Origin of the sequence: Pseudomonas sp. HD6422 (assembly GCF_025377065.1) — a bacterium.
Classification (GTDB): domain Bacteria; phylum Pseudomonadota; class Gammaproteobacteria; order Pseudomonadales; family Pseudomonadaceae; genus Aquipseudomonas; species Aquipseudomonas putida_U.
Window position 1 is genome coordinate 31,828 of the sequence record NZ_JAHWIW010000024.1, and the last position, 13,886, is coordinate 45,713.

Consider the following 13,886-nt stretch of genomic DNA (forward strand, 5'->3'; position numbering starts at 1 on the left):
CATTACAAGAACAATTGGAGACATCGCCATGATTCAGGAGCAGCGGCTGGTCCGCCTGATCACACTGAAACTCATCCCTTTTTTGGTTCTGCTTTACCTGGTGGCCTATGTCGATCGTTCGGCGGTGGGCTTCGCCAAGCTGCACATGGGGGCCGATATCGGTCTTGGTGATGCGGCCTACGGCCTGGGCGCCGGACTGTTCTTCATCGGCTATTTCATTTTCGAGGTGCCCAGCAACCTCCTGCTCGACCGCTTCGGCGCCCGTCGTTGGTTCGCCCGCATCCTGGTGACCTGGGGGGCGATCACCGTCGGCATGGCGTTCGTCACCGGGCCCAATGGCTTCTACGTGATGCGTTTCCTGCTCGGCGCGGCCGAGGCGGGCTTCTTCCCGGGTGTGCTGTACTACATCACCCAGTGGTATCCGGTGCGCCACCGCGGCAAGATCCTCGGCTTCTTCATCCTTTCGCAACCGCTGGCGATGCTGGTCACCGGCCCGCTGTCCGGGGCCTTGCTGGGGCTCGATGGTCTCCATGGCCTGCATGGCTGGCAGTGGCTGTTCATCTGCATCGGTACCCCGGCGGTGTTGCTGGCCTGGCCAACCCTGCGCCTGCTGCCGGATGGTCCGGCCAAGGTGCGCTGGCTGTCCGACGAGCAGCGCAACTGGCTGCAGGAGCAACTGGCCAACGACCTGCGCGAGTTCGGCCAGACCCGCCATGGCAATCCCCTGCATGCCTTGAAAGATGGCCGGGTGCTGTTGCTGGCGCTGTTCTATCTGCCGGTGACCTTGAGCATCTATGGACTGGGCCTGTGGCTGCCAACGCTCATTCACCAGTTTGGTGGCAGCGACCTGGTCACTGGCTTCGTATCGGCCGTGCCCTATGTGTTCGGCATCATCGGCCTGCTGGTGGTACCCCGCAGTTCCGATCGCCTGAACGATCGTTACGGCCATTTGGCCTTGCTGTATGCCCTGGGCGCACTCGGCCTGTTCCTCAGCGCCTGGTTGAGCGTGCCGGCGATGCAGCTGGCGGCGTTGTGCCTGGTGGCGTTCGCGCTGTTCTCCTGCACCGCGATCTTCTGGACCCTGCCGGGGCGGTTCTTCTCCGGAGCCAGCGCTGCGGCGGGGATCGCCCTGATCAACTCGATCGGCAACCTCGGTGGCTATCTCGGCCCATATGGCATCGGTGCGCTCAAGGAGCACACCGGGCAGTTGTCGTCGGGCCTGTATTTCCTGGCCCTGGTGATGCTGTTCGGGCTGCTGCTCACCGGCGTGGTCTACAACCGCCTGGAGCGCCGCCAGCGCCTGGCATCGACGCGGGTGGCCGAGCCCTCCCGCTAATCTTCGCAACCGAAAAGCGAGCACAAACATGCGATTGATCCAATTCGAAACCGCCACCGGCGAGCGCCGTGTGGGCGTGGTGGAAGGCGAGCACGCCTTGGAAGTGCGTGGCGCCGGCAGTACCCGCGAGCTGGCCCTGCAGGCCATTGCCGCTGGCCGCGACCTGGCCAGTGAAGTGCAGGCCGCAGGCTTGGGCGAGCACCACGACTACCTGGCCCTGCTGGCCGAAGGTCGGGTGTTGCCCCCGCTGGACCATCCGGATCCGGCGCATTGCCTGGTCACTGGTACCGGCCTGACTCACCTGGGCAGCGCCGCCACGCGTGACAAGATGCACCAGCAGCAGGCCGAAGGCGCCGTGACCGACAGCATGCGCATGTTCCAGTGGGGCCTGGAGGGCGGTCGGCCGCTTGCAGGCGAGGAGGGCGCACAGCCGGAGTGGTTCTACAAGGGCGACGGCGGCGTCGTCGTACGCCCCGGCGCCGACCTGCCGTTACCCGCTTTCGCTGAGGATGCCGGCGAGGAGCCGGAGCTGGTCGGGCTGTACCTGATCGGTGAAGACGGCACGCCGTACCGCCTCGGCTATGCCCTGGGCAACGAGTTTTCCGACCATGTCATGGAACGGCGCAATTACCTGTACCTGGCCCATTCCAAACTGCGCGCCTGCAGCTTCGGGCCGGAACTTCGCCTGGGCGCGTTACCGGCGCACCTGGAAGGCACCAGCCGCATCCTTCGCGATGGCCAGGAGCTGTGGAGCAAACCATTCCTCTCCGGCGAGCAGAACATGTGCCACAGCTTCGAGAACCTCGAGTTCCACCACTTCAAGTACGACCAGTTCCTGCGCGCCGGCGATATCCATGTGCACTATTTCGGCACTGCCACCTTGTCGTTCGCCGACGGCATCCAGGCCCGTCCTGGCGATACCTTCGAGGTCAGCCTGGATGCCTTCGGCCAGCCGCTGCGCAACGGCATCAAAGCCGCGCCCGAGCAGGTCCGCCCCGGGGTCGTGAAAAGCCTCTGAGTTTTTTTCTTTCGTTACAGGAGTCAACCATGACCGTAAGCAACTTCATCGGTGGCCAGCGCAGCGCTGCTGGCAGCGTACGCCTACAGAGCCTCGATGCGCGGACCGGCGACGCATTGCCTCTGGCCTTCGCCCAGGCCACTCCTGAAGAAGTGGCCGCCGCAGCGCAGGCCGCCGAAGCGGCATTCGCCGAGTACAACGGTCTGGCGCCGGAGCGTCGGGCGCAGTTCCTCGATGCCATTGCCGAGCAACTGGATGCGCTGGACGATGACTTCGTGGCCACCGTTTGCCGCGAGACGGCGTTGCCGGCCGGGCGCATCCAGGGCGAACGTAGCCGCACCAGCAACCAGATGCGCCTGTTCGCCAAGGTGCTGCGCCGTGGCGACTTCCTGGGTGCACGTATCGACCGCGCGCAGCCCGATCGTCAGCCGTTGCCGCGCCCGGACCTGCGCCAGTACCGTACCGGCGTCGGCCCGGTGGCCGTGTTCGGCGCCAGCAACTTCCCGTTGGCGTTCTCCACCGCCGGTGGCGATACCGCCGCTGCCCTGGCTGCCGGCTGTCCGGTGGTGGTGAAGGCGCACAGTGGCCACATGGCCACGGCGGAAAAGGTGGCTGAAGCCATCGAGCGTGCAGCCGTAGCCACTGGCATGCCGGCTGGCGTGTTCAACATGATCTACGGCGCCGGTGTCGGTGAGGCGCTGGTCCGTCACCCGGCGATCCAGGCGGTGGGCTTCACCGGTTCGCTCAAGGGCGGTCGCGCCCTGTGCGATCTGGCAGCGGCAAGGCCGCAGCCGATCCCGGTGTTCGCCGAGATGAGCAGTATCAACCCGGTGTTGGTGTTGCCTGGAGCGTTGCAGGCCAGGGGCGAGCAGGTGGCCAAGGAGCTGGCCGGCTCGGTGGTGTTGGGCTGCGGGCAGTTCTGCACCAACCCTGGCCTGGTCATTGGTATCGCCGGTGAAGCCTTCAGCGCCTTCGTCGCGGCACTCGGCGCGCAACTGGCCGACCAGGGCGGGCAGACCATGCTCAACGCCGGCTCTCTGCGCAGCTACGCCAGTGGCGTGCAGCGTTTGCAGCAGCACCCGGGAGTGCGCCACCTGGCCGGTGCCGATCAGGTCGGCGACCAGGCCCAGGCGCAGCTGTTCCAGGCCGATGTGAGCCTGCTGCTCAATGGCGATGAGTTGCTTCAGGAAGAGGTCTTCGGCCCTACCACGGTCGTCGTCGAAGTGGCCGACGAAGCCGAACTGCGCCGGGCGCTGGAAGCCCTGCACGGGCAACTGACCGCCACGCTGATCGCTGAGCCGGAGGACTTCCAGCGCTTCGCCGCCTTGGTGCCGTTGCTGCAGCGCAAGGCCGGTCGCCTGCTGGTCAACGGCTACCCGACCGGCGTCGAGGTGTGCGATGCGATGGTGCACGGCGGCCCCTATCCGGCGACCTCCGATGCCCGCGGCACGTCGGTCGGGACCTTGGCCATCGACCGTTTCCTGCGCCCGGTGTGCTACCAGGACTACCCGGACGCGCTGCTGCCTGATGCCCTGAAGAACGCCAACCCACTGGGGCTGCAGCGCCTGGTCGATGGTCAGCACAGCCGTGAGGCGCTGAGCTGACGCCCCAGCGGTAGGCGTTGCACTGCTGTACGCCCGCCAGGCCTCGTCCGGCGGGCTTTTACCGAATGCCCCCAAGAACAACAACAAGAGGTTGCAGCCATGCCCAGCCGTTCCGTGCCCGTCGACCTGGTCGAACGGGAGTCGTTGGATAACCGCCTGTTCCGCAAGATCAACTGGCGCATCGTGCCGTTGTTCATCCTGTGTTTCCTGTTCGCCTATCTGGATCGCGTCAACATCAGTTTCGCCAAGTTGCAGATGCAGAGCGCACTGGGTTTCAGCGATGCCGTGTATGGCCTGGGTGCAAGCCTGTTCTTCGTCGGTTACTTCCTGTTCGAAGTACCGAGCAACGTGTTGCTGCACCGCATCGGCGCGCGCATCTGGATCGCTCGCATCATGATCAGTTGGGGCCTGACGTCCGCGGCGATGATGTTCGTCACCAGCGAGACCTGGTTCTATGTCCTGCGTTTCCTCATCGGCGTCATGGAAGCCGGGTTCGTCCCAGGGGTACTGTACTTCTTCACTCAGTGGTACCCCAGTGATCGCCGTGCGCGTATCAATGCCTACTTCAAGAGTTCGATCTGCCTGTGCGGGATCGTCGGCGGCCCGCTGGCCGGTTTCATTCTCAGCCATTTCGACGGGGTCAACGGCATGGCTGGCTGGCAGTGGCTTTTCCTGCTCGAAGGCTTGCCGTCGGTGCTGCTTGGCCTTCTGGTCCTATGGCTGGTGAGCGATCGGATCGAGGACGCGCGCTGGCTCGACGCAGAGGAGAAACGCTACCTGCGCGAGCGCCTGGACGCCGAGCCCAAGCCCAGCGGTGGCAGCTCCATACGGGCCATTCTGCGCGAGCCGGCCTCGATCGCGCTGTCGGCGATCTACCTGTGCCTGGTGATGGCGCTGACTGGCCTGCTGTTCTGGATGCCCCAGCTGATCCGCAACGCCGGGGTGGCTGATGCGATGGATATCGGCCTGCTGACGATGATCCCGTATCTGCTGGCGGTGGTCGGCAACCTGCTGATCGGTCGCAGTTCTGACCTGCGCAGCGAGCGTCGCTGGCACATGGCGAGCTGCGCGGTGATGACTACCCTTGGCTACGCGCTGTGTGCCGGCTTCACCGGACAGCTGTGGCTGTTGATGCTGGGCATGAGCCTGATCATGACCGGGATCATCGCCTGGATGCCGATCTTCTGGACCCTGCCTCCGAAGTACCTGGCTGGCCTCGCTGCCGCCGCCGGCATCGCGTTGATCAACTCCATCGGTCAGCTCGGCGGCATCGTCGCTCCGTACCTGGTGGGCAAGGTGCGCGATGTGAGCGGCTCGCCGACCCCGGCCCTGTGGCTGCTGACGGCGGTCAGCCTGTTGGCGGTGGTGTTGATCCTCTGGGCCGTGCCGCGCCGCCTGTATGCAGCTCAACCTGAATCGCGCATCGACTGAGGAGGTTTCATGCAACATGTCGTTTCCTTCGGGCCCATCGCCAGCGCCGAGGTGCTGGCCGACCTGGGTCAGCGTTATCGCTTCCAGCGTTTCGACCAGCCGTTGGCCGATCGCGAGGCTTTTCTCGCGGCATTGGCCACTGCTGACGGGCTGATCGGCAGCACGCTGCCGCTGGGGGCAGAGTTGCTCGACCGCGCACCGGCGCTCAAGGTCATCGCCAGCGTGTCCGCTGGATTCGACAACTACGATCTGGGCTACCTGCGCAAACGCGGCATCTGCCTGACCAACACGCCTGATGCGGTGACCGAAACCACTGCCGACACCGGCTTCATGCTGTTGATGATGGCCGCACGCCGGGCCTGCGAGATGGCGCAACTGGTACGCGACGGCGAGTGGAGCAGCGGAATCGACGCTTCGCGCTTCGGTCTCGACGTGCACGGCAAGACCTTGGGCATCGTTGGACTGGGGCGTATCGGCGCGGCCGTGGCCCGGCGCGGGCATTTCGGTTTCGGCATGCCGGTGCTGTACAGCGGCAACAGTGCCAAGCCTGAGTACGAGACGGAATTCGGCGCCCGACGCCTGCCGCTGATGCAGTTGTTGGGCGAGGCCGATTTCGTCTGCGTCTGCGTGCCACTGAGCCCGGCCACTCATCACCTGTTCGGCCGCGAGCAATTCGCGGCGATGCGTGACCATGCCGTGTTCATCAATATCGCCCGTGGTGCGGTGGTCGACGAGCCCGCCTTGGTTCAGGCGCTGGCGCAGGGGCAAATCCGCGCGGCTGGACTGGATGTGTTCGAGCGTGAGCCTTTGCCTGGCGACTCGCCATTGCTGGCGCTGCCCCAGGTGGTGGCCTTGCCGCACATCGGTTCGGCCACCGTCGAGGCGCGCGCCTTGATGGCCCGTACCGCGGCGACTGAAATGGCAGCGGTCCTCGCGGGTAGGGCACCTTGCCACCGCGTGGTGTAAGACGCAGACAGACGAGCAAGACGCAGCAGCCTGTGAGAGGATGGCTACTTCGCCGCCAAGTGGCCAAACAGGACCTCGAACGCAAGCCTGATGAAGACGCCAAAACGAATCGAACCGCTGATTGAAGACGGCCTGGTCGACGAAGTGCTGCGCCCGCTGATGAGCGGCAAGGAAGCCGCCGTCTACGTGGTGCGCTGCGGTAGCCAGGTGCGCTGCGCCAAGGTCTACAAGGAAGCCAACAAGCGCAGCTTCCGTCAGGCCGCCGAATACCAGGAAGGGCGCAAGGTGCGCAACAGCCGTCAGGCCCGTGCCATGGCCAAGGGCAGTAAGTATGGGCGCAAAGAAGCCGAGGACGCCTGGCAGAACGCCGAAGTGGCCGCCTTGTTCCGCTTGGCCGGTGCCGGGGTCCGGGTGCCGAAGCCGTTCGATTTCCAGGACGGTGTGCTGTTGATGGAGCTGGTCACCGATGCCGATGGCGACGCCGCGCCACGCCTGAACGATGTGCATCTGGAGGCCGAGGAGGCGCGCGAGTACCACGCTTTCGTCATCCGTCAGATCGTGCTGATGCTGTGCGCCGGCCTGGTCCATGGCGACCTGTCGGAATTCAACGTGCTGCTCGGGCCCGACGGCCCGGTGATCATCGATCTGCCGCAGGCCGTGGACGCTGCCGGTAACAACCATGCGTTCAGCATGCTGCAGCGCGATGTAGGGAACATGGCGCATTATTTCGGCCGTTTCGCCCCGGAGCTCAAGGCCACCCGCTATGCCCAGGAAATGTGGGCGCTGTACGAAGCCGGTGAGCTGCGACCGGACAGCCCGTTGAGCGGGCAGTTCGAGGATGACGAGCATGCAGCGGACGTCGCTGGGGTGATGCGCGAGATCGAAGCGGCCCGGCTCGACGACGCCCGTCGACGTGCTGCACTGGCGGAAGTCGAGAGTGGGCCGGCCAGGACCGAAGAGCCGCCTCCGCCCTGGTTGCAGTAGTTGGGTTGAGGTCGATGGGGTTTTTCAGGTCGTGCCTCGGGGAAATCGACGTAGTCGCCAGCGTCCCAGGCAAAGTCGTACCCAGTGGGCGGAGCAAGCTGATACAAGCCAGCGAAGTGGCCATCGTTCAGTCGATTCATGTACACCTGTCCGGTGATCCGGAAGGGAAGAAAGTGCAGTACCTGGACGCACTCGAGGTCGCTCAGGTGACCGCCGATGACTTCCTGTTCGCCAAACCTGCCATGGTGACGGCCAAAGCCCTGGCGATCGTCCCGCAGAGTGGCCTGCAGTTGGCCGAATCGACCTTGGCGATGCAACCCGCTTCGTTAGCAGAGAGACCGTCGACCACACCTGCGCCGCTGCCCAATGTGGCGAACCTGGTCGAGGCGATGGCTGCCTTCTTGCCTCAGCCGGGGGGTTCCGCACTGGCTGCCCCAGGCGCCTGTACAACCCTGGGAGCCGACGCTCGCCGTTGCAGTCTGAACATGCCTGCCAAGCCGGTCCATGAGGTGCTTCTGGGCCGGCTATTGCATCACCTGCAATGCACATTCTCGCGATTTGGCCTTTCCACTGGCGCGTGACAGGCATAAGGTATACGCCGTTAAAAATCCCTGGAGCTGTCATGTCCAACCTTTTCCCTGCCGTTCGTCCACGCCGCCTGCGCCAGAACGAGTCCCTGCGCACGATCTTCCAGGAGACCGAGTTCCGTCTCGAGGACCTGATCCTGCCGATCTTCGTCGAAGAAGGCATCGATGACTTCGTGCCAATCACCAGCATGCCGGGCGTCAACCGCATTCCGGAAAAACGGCTTGCCCAGGAAATCGAGCGTTATGCCCGTGCCGGTATCAAGTCGGTGATGACCTTCGGCGTTTCCCACAACCTCGATGCCACCGGCAGCGACACCTGGAACGAGAACGGTCTGGTGGCGCGCATGGCGCGTATCTGCAAGGACACCGTGCCGGAAATGGTGGTGATGTCCGATACCTGCTTCTGTGAGTACACCAGCCACGGTCACTGCGGCGTGCTCCACGACCATGGCGTGGACAACGACGCCACCCTGGCCAACCTGGGCAAGCAGGCGGTGGTCGCGGCCGCAGCCGGTGCCGATTTCATCGCGCCGTCGGCGGCGATGGATGGCCAGGTCCAGGCGATTCGCAGCGCATTGGACGGTGCGGGCTTCCATGACACGGCGATCATGGCCTATTCGACCAAGTTCGCCTCCTCGCTGTATGGCCCGTTCCGTGAGGCTGGCGGTACCGCGCTCAAGGGCGACCGCAAGAGCTACCAGATGAACCCGATGAACCGCCGCGAAGCGGTGCGTGAGTCGCTGCTCGACGAGCAGGAAGGGGCAGATGTGCTGATGGTCAAGCCGGCCGGCGCCTACCTCGATGTGATCGCCGACATCCGCGCCGCCTCGCGCCTGCCGCTGGCGGCGTACCAGGTCAGCGGCGAGTACGCGATGATCAAGTTCGGCGGTCTGGCCGGCGCCATCGACGAAGGCCGCGTGGTTCGTGAAAGCATCGGCGCGATCAAGCGTGCCGGGGCTGACCTGATCCTGACCTACTTCGCCATGGACCTGGCGCGCGAAGGTATCTGATTTGCCGAACGCCTCAATGTGACGAGACGTACTGTGCCCCGGCGAACGCCGGGGGCAGGGCAAAGCTTTCCCGCATCCGCTTGGCCTCGGCTGCCGGTGTCAGGCCGAACAGTCGCTTGAATTCCCGGCTGAACTGCGAAGGGCTGGTATAGCCCACCGCATAGCATGCCGTTTCCGCCGTCATCCCCTGACGCACCATCAGCAGCCGCGCCTGGTGCAAGCGTGTCGACTTCAAGTACTGCATTGGCGAGGTGCGGGTGATCGCCTTGAAGTGACTGTGGAAAGTCGGCACGCTCATGCCGGCTTCACCGGCCAGGTGCCCTAGATCGAGCGCTTGGGCATAGTGGGCGTGGATGCAGCGCAGGGCCTTGCCGATCTTGCCGAAGTGCCCCTGCATCGCCAACGCCGCGCGCATCGTCTTGCCCTGGGGCCCGGTGAGCACCCGATAATACAGCTCGCGTACCCGTGCCGGTCCGAGGATGACTGCGTCCAGCGGCTCGTCCAGTGCTTCCACCAGGCGCAGCACGCACGCCTGCATCGTGGCATCCATGGGGCTGGACATCATGCTCTCGGGTGGGTGTACCCGTGCCGAGGGCTGATGCTGGTCGATCTCCACCAGCAACTCGGCAGCCAGTTGGAAATCCAGATGCAGGTAGAGCGCCAACAAAGGGTGTTGCGCACAGGCTTCGGTTTCCATGGTGAACGGCACCGGGACCGCGACCGCCAGGTAGTGCTGCTCGTCATACAGGTACACCTGGCTACCGAAATAGCCCCGCTTGCGGCCCTGGCAGACGATCACGATGCCAGGGTCATACAGGACCGGCGTGCGGGCCAAGGCCCGGTTCGAACGCAGGATGCGCACGTCGGGCAGGGCCGTCAGGTTGTAGCCTTCGGTGGGTGCCTGAGCGCGCAGCAGGGTCAGCAAGCGTTGCCGGTCGGCCAGCGGCGCAGCGGCAGCCGTCTCGTTCATCGGCGATGGCCTCATAGAAATAGGCAAGAAAACCACAGAAACCAGCCTGAGGAAAACTACCACGGCTGGTTATCGTGCATCCACGTCAACGTTCAGTGGAGTGCGCACATGTCATCTAGCAAAACGCTTTTCATCACCGGCGTCAGCAGTGGATTCGGTCGAGCATTGGCCCAGGAGGCGCTCGCTGCGGGCCATCGTGTGGTCGGCACGGTCCGCAGTGAGCAGGCGCGGCAGGCCTTCGAGGCGCTCGATGGCGCCCATGCAGTGGGCCGCGTGCTCGACGTGAGCGACTTTTCTGCCATCGACGCGGTGGTAGCAGACATCGAGAACAACGTCGGGCCGATCGATGTACTGGTCAACAATGCAGGCTACGGCCATGAAGGGGTGATGGAAGAGTCGGCACTGAGCGAGATGCGCCGACAGTTCGACGTCAATGTGTTCGGTGCGGTGGCCGTGAGCAAGGCCGTGCTGCCGCACATGCGCTCGCGCAGACGCGGGCACATTCTCTACATCACCTCGATGGGTGGCTTCATCACGATGCCGGGCATCGCCTATTACTGCGGCAGCAAGTTCGCGCTGGAAGGCATCTCTGAAGTTCTTGGCAAGGAGGTGAAGCCGTTCGGTATCCACGTCACCGCCGTCGCGCCCGGCTCGTTTCGCACCGACTGGGCTGGGCGTTCGATGAGCCGGACGGCCCGTTCGATTACCGATTACGACGCGTTGTTCGACCCGATTCGCCAGGCCCGCGAAGAAAAGAGCGGCAAGCAGCTGGGCGACCCGAGCAAAGCGGCGCGTGCGATGTTGGCGATCATCGGCAGCGAAACACCCCCTGCGCACCTTCTGCTGGGCAGCGATGCGCTGGCATTGGTGCGCGAAAAGCTCGCGACCTTGAGCGAGGAGATCGATGCCTGGGAGGCGTTGTCGCGTTCGACCGATGGTTGAGCGGGATAAACGCTGGCGTACTGAATTTTTGCGGGCAGCCGCGTATCTCATGCTTAGCACCCGGCCATCCAGACGATCACGTCCGGGGAACAGTGAAGCACAAGGGATATCGGCATGAAATCACGCAAGAAGGGCGTCAAGCCCATCGGCCTCAAGGACATCACCATCGTCGACGACGCCAAGATGCGCAAAGCGATCACCGCTGCGGCGCTGGGCAATGCCATGGAATGGTTCGACTTCGGTGTGTATGGCTTCGTCGCCTACGCCCTCGGCAAGGTGTTCTTCCCCAACGCCGACCCCAGCGTACAGATGATCGCTGCCTTGGCGACCTTCTCGGTACCCTTCCTGATCCGTCCGCTGGGCGGCCTGTTCTTCGGTGCCTTGGGCGATAAGTTCGGCCGGCAGAAGGTGCTGGCCGCGACCATCGTCATCATGTCGCTGAGCACCTTCGCTATCGGACTCATACCCTCGTACGCGACGATCGGCATCTGGGCGCCGATCCTGCTGCTGCTGGCCAAGATGGCCCAGGGCTTTTCGGTGGGAGGCGAATACACCGGCGCCTCGATCTTCGTCGCCGAGTATGCGCCGGACCGCAAGCGCGGCTTTCTCGGCAGTTGGCTGGACTTCGGTTCGATTGCCGGCTTCGTGTTGGGTGCCGGGGTCGTGGTGCTGATCTCTACGGTCCTGGGCGAAGAAAAGTTCCTCGAGTGGGGCTGGCGCCTCCCATTCTTCCTGGCCTTGCCGCTGGGCATCATCGGGCTCTACCTGCGCCATGCACTGGAAGAAACGCCGGCATTCCAGCAGCACGTCGACGCGCTCGAGCAAGGTGACCGCGAAGGGCTGGCCTCAGGACCGAAGGTTTCGTTCAAGGAGGTGGCGACCAAGCACTGGCGTAGCCTGGTGACCTGCATCGGCGTGGTCATCGCGACCAATGTCACCTACTACATGCTGCTCACCTACATGCCCAGTTACCTGTCGCACAACCTGCACTACAGCGAAGACCACGGCGTGTTGATCATCATCGCCATCATGGTCGGCATGTTGTTCGTCCAGCCAATGATCGGGCTGCTCAGTGACAAATTCGGTCGCCGTCCATTCATCATCCTGGGCAGCGTCGGCCTGTTCGCCTTGGCCATCCCGGCATTCATGCTGGTCAACAGTGGCGTGTTGGGGCTGATCTTCGCCGGTCTGTTGCTCATTGCCGTGCTGCTCAACTTCTTCATCGGCGTGATGGCCTCGACGCTGCCGGCGATGTTTCCGACCCATATCCGCTATAGCGCGCTGGCCAGCGCGTTCAACATCTCGATCCTGATCGCCGGCCTGACCCCGACCTTGACTGCCTGGCTGGTGGAAAGCACCGGCAACCTGTACATGCCAGCCTACTACCTGATGGTGGTCGCCGCCATCGGCCTGCTGACCGGGGTGACCATGAAGGAGACCGCCAACAAGCCACTACGCGGAGCCGCACCGGCAGCGTCGGACATCGAAGAAGCGCGCGAACTGTTGCAGGAACATCATGACAACATCGAGCAGAAGATCGAGGACATCGACGCGCAGATCGCCGAACTGGAGGCCAAACGCAAGCTGCTGGTGCAGCAGCATCCGCGCATCGACTAGTGGCTGTGCTCAGCGCGGCATGTAGCCGCGCTGCCAGTTGCGCGGGATGAAGCGCGATACCAGGGCCAGCACGCAGGCCAGGGCGCAACTGCCAGCCAGCGCCTGCAGGCCCAGGCGCTGCTGCAACCAGGCGCCGAGGGCCGCACCCAGGAGCATGCCGGTCCACGGCACCAGTTGCACGCGCCAGCCGCTACGGCGCTCGCCCAGCAACCAGCGGCCCAGGCCGCGACCGAAACGCGACAGCGCGCCGGTCACGTAGGTCAGCCCGATGGGCAGGCCGTTTACCTGCTCGACCACCGCATTGATCATGCCCATGGCCAAGGTCGCCGCGAGCAAGGCCGGAAAGCTCGCAGCCCACGGCCACGCCGCAGCGCCGGCAAGCAGTCCCGCCACCACCAGCAACACGGGCCAGGCCCGTCGCTGGAAGCTGCGTGCCAGCAGCACGCCCAGCGCATTGCCGGCGACGAATCCGAACAACGCGCCACTCAGGCGCAATACTAGGGCAAGGTCAGCCTCGCTGATGGCTACCGCCAGGCGGGTGGTATTGCCGCTCATGAACGACACGAAGTCGCCCAGTGCCAACAGGCCTATGGCATCGGTCATGCCGGCCAGTACCGACAGGCCGGCGACCAGCCCGAGGCCCACGCGCCCACGCAGGACTTGCAGGCGCACACGCCTGGCGTTGCGGCTGGAGAACGCGCTCGGCAGCATCGGCAGGCCTCAGCGCAGCAGGTTTTCGCGGGCCAGCGTCCCTTTGAGGGTGCGCTCGACCACATCCACCAGAACCATGGTCTGGTGATCCACCTCGATGTTGAGCAGGTCCCCGGCCTGGTAGCGGGCAAAGGTGGTCTGGCGCAGGGTTTCCGGAATCAGGTTGATGGTCACCACGCCATCCTCGACATCGGCCACGGTCAAGCTGCAACCGTTGACGCCGAGAAAGCCGCGGGCGAACACGTACTTGGCCCATTCCGGCGGCATGCGGAATTTGATGAAGGCGCCGGTTTCCTCGATCGACAGCTCGACGATCTCGGCCGTGCAAGCAATGTGACCTGCCATCAGGTGCCCACCGACCTCGGCGTTCATCTTCGCCGAACGCTCGATGTTCACGCCTTGGCCAGCGCTCAGAAAGCGCAGGTTGGTGCGTTCAAGGGTTGCGGTCATGGCATCGAAACGCACCTGGCTGCCGTCGATCTCGGTGACCGACAGGCAGGTACCTTCGACACTGACACTGGCGCCGATCTTCAGCTCCTCTAGCAGTTCGGGGGTGAGGTCGATGGTGAACTGATTGTGACCCGGGTAGCGGGTCACATTGAGGAGAGGGCGGACGGCCTGGACGATGCCGGTGTACATGGTGTTGCTCCTGGGCGCGGGCTGGAAACCCCAGCACGCTATGCCTCTGGAGCGGTAAATGCAAGGTGGCC

Annotated in this window: 13 protein-coding genes; 10 read left to right on the forward strand and 3 right to left on the reverse strand. The window is 64.3% G+C overall.

Features of this window, described 5'->3' with window-relative positions; genetic code table 11:
* Positions 1-28 precede the first annotated feature (28 nt).
* The 8 genes from KY379_RS17900 (at position 29) to hemB (ending at position 8,936) form a co-directional block, all read left to right on the forward strand.
* Entirely contained in the window at positions 29-1,336 is a 1,308-nt protein-coding gene (locus KY379_RS17900) for an MFS transporter (RefSeq protein ID WP_133324261.1), read from the forward strand.
* A gap of 28 nt (positions 1,337-1,364) precedes the next feature.
* Complete coding sequence (araD1, locus tag KY379_RS17905) at positions 1,365-2,354, forward strand: AraD1 family protein (RefSeq protein ID WP_261241082.1); 990 nt, start codon at positions 1,365-1,367, stop codon at positions 2,352-2,354.
* A gap of 29 nt (positions 2,355-2,383) precedes the next feature.
* Positions 2,384-3,958, forward strand: coding sequence for an aldehyde dehydrogenase (NADP(+)) (locus tag KY379_RS17910; RefSeq protein WP_261241081.1), 1,575 nt, complete (start codon positions 2,384-2,386; stop codon positions 3,956-3,958).
* Positions 3,959-4,057: 99 nt separating this feature from the next.
* On the forward strand, positions 4,058-5,389 hold the full coding sequence (locus KY379_RS17915; protein ID WP_133324256.1) for an MFS transporter: 1,332 nt from the start codon (positions 4,058-4,060) through the stop codon (positions 5,387-5,389).
* A 9-nt stretch (positions 5,390-5,398) separates the two neighbouring features.
* Positions 5,399-6,355 carry a 2-hydroxyacid dehydrogenase gene (locus KY379_RS17920; RefSeq protein ID WP_261241079.1) on the forward strand — a complete coding sequence of 319 codons (957 nt, stop codon included), beginning with the start codon at positions 5,399-5,401 and terminating at the stop codon, positions 6,353-6,355.
* A gap of 90 nt (positions 6,356-6,445) precedes the next feature.
* The gene (locus KY379_RS17925) at positions 6,446-7,339 is read left to right on the forward strand and encodes a PA4780 family RIO1-like protein kinase (protein WP_133324252.1); all 894 of its coding nucleotides are present in this window, start codon (positions 6,446-6,448) and stop codon (positions 7,337-7,339) included.
* Positions 7,340-7,353: 14 nt separating this feature from the next.
* Positions 7,354-7,920 carry a hypothetical protein gene (locus tag KY379_RS17930; RefSeq protein ID WP_261241101.1) on the forward strand — a complete coding sequence of 189 codons (567 nt, stop codon included), beginning with the start codon at positions 7,354-7,356 and terminating at the stop codon, positions 7,918-7,920.
* Between the two features lie 41 nt (positions 7,921-7,961).
* A complete protein-coding gene (hemB, locus tag KY379_RS17935; protein ID WP_133324248.1) occupies positions 7,962-8,936 on the forward strand; it encodes a porphobilinogen synthase in 975 nt (324 codons plus the stop codon).
* A gap of 13 nt (positions 8,937-8,949) precedes the next feature.
* On the opposite strand, the gene KY379_RS17940 is transcribed toward hemB, so the two are convergent.
* Positions 8,950-9,906, reverse strand: a complete 957-nt coding sequence (locus tag KY379_RS17940; RefSeq protein WP_261241076.1) for an AraC family transcriptional regulator — start codon at positions 9,904-9,906, stop codon at positions 8,950-8,952.
* A gap of 108 nt (positions 9,907-10,014) precedes the next feature.
* Between KY379_RS17940 and KY379_RS17945 the strand changes: the two genes are divergently transcribed.
* Together KY379_RS17945 and proP are read left to right on the forward strand one after the other, a co-directional pair.
* Complete coding sequence (locus KY379_RS17945; protein WP_133324244.1) at positions 10,015-10,848, forward strand: oxidoreductase; 834 nt, start codon at positions 10,015-10,017, stop codon at positions 10,846-10,848.
* Between the two features lie 114 nt (positions 10,849-10,962).
* Positions 10,963-12,465 (forward strand): glycine betaine/L-proline transporter ProP, encoded by a 1,503-nt coding sequence (proP, locus tag KY379_RS17950; RefSeq protein WP_133324242.1) that lies wholly within the window; start codon positions 10,963-10,965, stop codon positions 12,463-12,465.
* Positions 12,466-12,474: 9 nt separating this feature from the next.
* Here proP and KY379_RS17955 read toward each other — a convergent pair whose 3' ends face one another.
* Both KY379_RS17955 and KY379_RS17960 read right to left on the reverse strand, forming a co-directional pair.
* Positions 12,475-13,176, reverse strand: coding sequence for a YoaK family protein (locus KY379_RS17955; RefSeq protein ID WP_133324240.1), 702 nt, complete (start codon positions 13,174-13,176; stop codon positions 12,475-12,477).
* A gap of 9 nt (positions 13,177-13,185) precedes the next feature.
* Positions 13,186-13,815, reverse strand: coding sequence for a riboflavin synthase subunit alpha (locus KY379_RS17960; RefSeq protein WP_261241073.1), 630 nt, complete (start codon positions 13,813-13,815; stop codon positions 13,186-13,188).
* Positions 13,816-13,886 lie beyond the last annotated feature (71 nt).

Excerpts from the sequence above, each read along its gene's own strand:
- KY379_RS17900 (WP_133324261.1), top strand. The coding sequence starts at position 29 with ATGATTCAGGAGCAGCGGCTGGTCCGCCTGATCACACTGAAACTCATC.
- araD1 (WP_261241082.1), top strand. The coding sequence starts at position 1,365 with ATGCGATTGATCCAATTCGAAACCGCCACCGGCGAGCGCCGTGTGGGC.
- KY379_RS17910 (WP_261241081.1), top strand. The coding sequence starts at position 2,384 with ATGACCGTAAGCAACTTCATCGGTGGCCAGCGCAGCGCTGCTGGCAGC.
- KY379_RS17915 (WP_133324256.1), top strand. The coding sequence starts at position 4,058 with ATGCCCAGCCGTTCCGTGCCCGTCGACCTGGTCGAACGGGAGTCGTTG.
- KY379_RS17920 (WP_261241079.1), top strand. The coding sequence starts at position 5,399 with ATGCAACATGTCGTTTCCTTCGGGCCCATCGCCAGCGCCGAGGTGCTG.
- KY379_RS17925 (WP_133324252.1), top strand. The coding sequence starts at position 6,446 with ATGAAGACGCCAAAACGAATCGAACCGCTGATTGAAGACGGCCTGGTC.
- KY379_RS17930 (WP_261241101.1), top strand. The coding sequence starts at position 7,354 with ATGGGGTTTTTCAGGTCGTGCCTCGGGGAAATCGACGTAGTCGCCAGC.
- hemB (WP_133324248.1), top strand. The coding sequence starts at position 7,962 with ATGTCCAACCTTTTCCCTGCCGTTCGTCCACGCCGCCTGCGCCAGAAC.
- KY379_RS17940 (WP_261241076.1), bottom strand. The coding sequence starts at position 9,906 with ATGAACGAGACGGCTGCCGCTGCGCCGCTGGCCGACCGGCAACGCTTG.
- KY379_RS17945 (WP_133324244.1), top strand. The coding sequence starts at position 10,015 with ATGTCATCTAGCAAAACGCTTTTCATCACCGGCGTCAGCAGTGGATTC.
- proP (WP_133324242.1), top strand. The coding sequence starts at position 10,963 with ATGAAATCACGCAAGAAGGGCGTCAAGCCCATCGGCCTCAAGGACATC.
- KY379_RS17955 (WP_133324240.1), bottom strand. The coding sequence starts at position 13,176 with ATGCTGCCGAGCGCGTTCTCCAGCCGCAACGCCAGGCGTGTGCGCCTG.
- KY379_RS17960 (WP_261241073.1), bottom strand. The coding sequence starts at position 13,815 with ATGTACACCGGCATCGTCCAGGCCGTCCGCCCTCTCCTCAATGTGACC.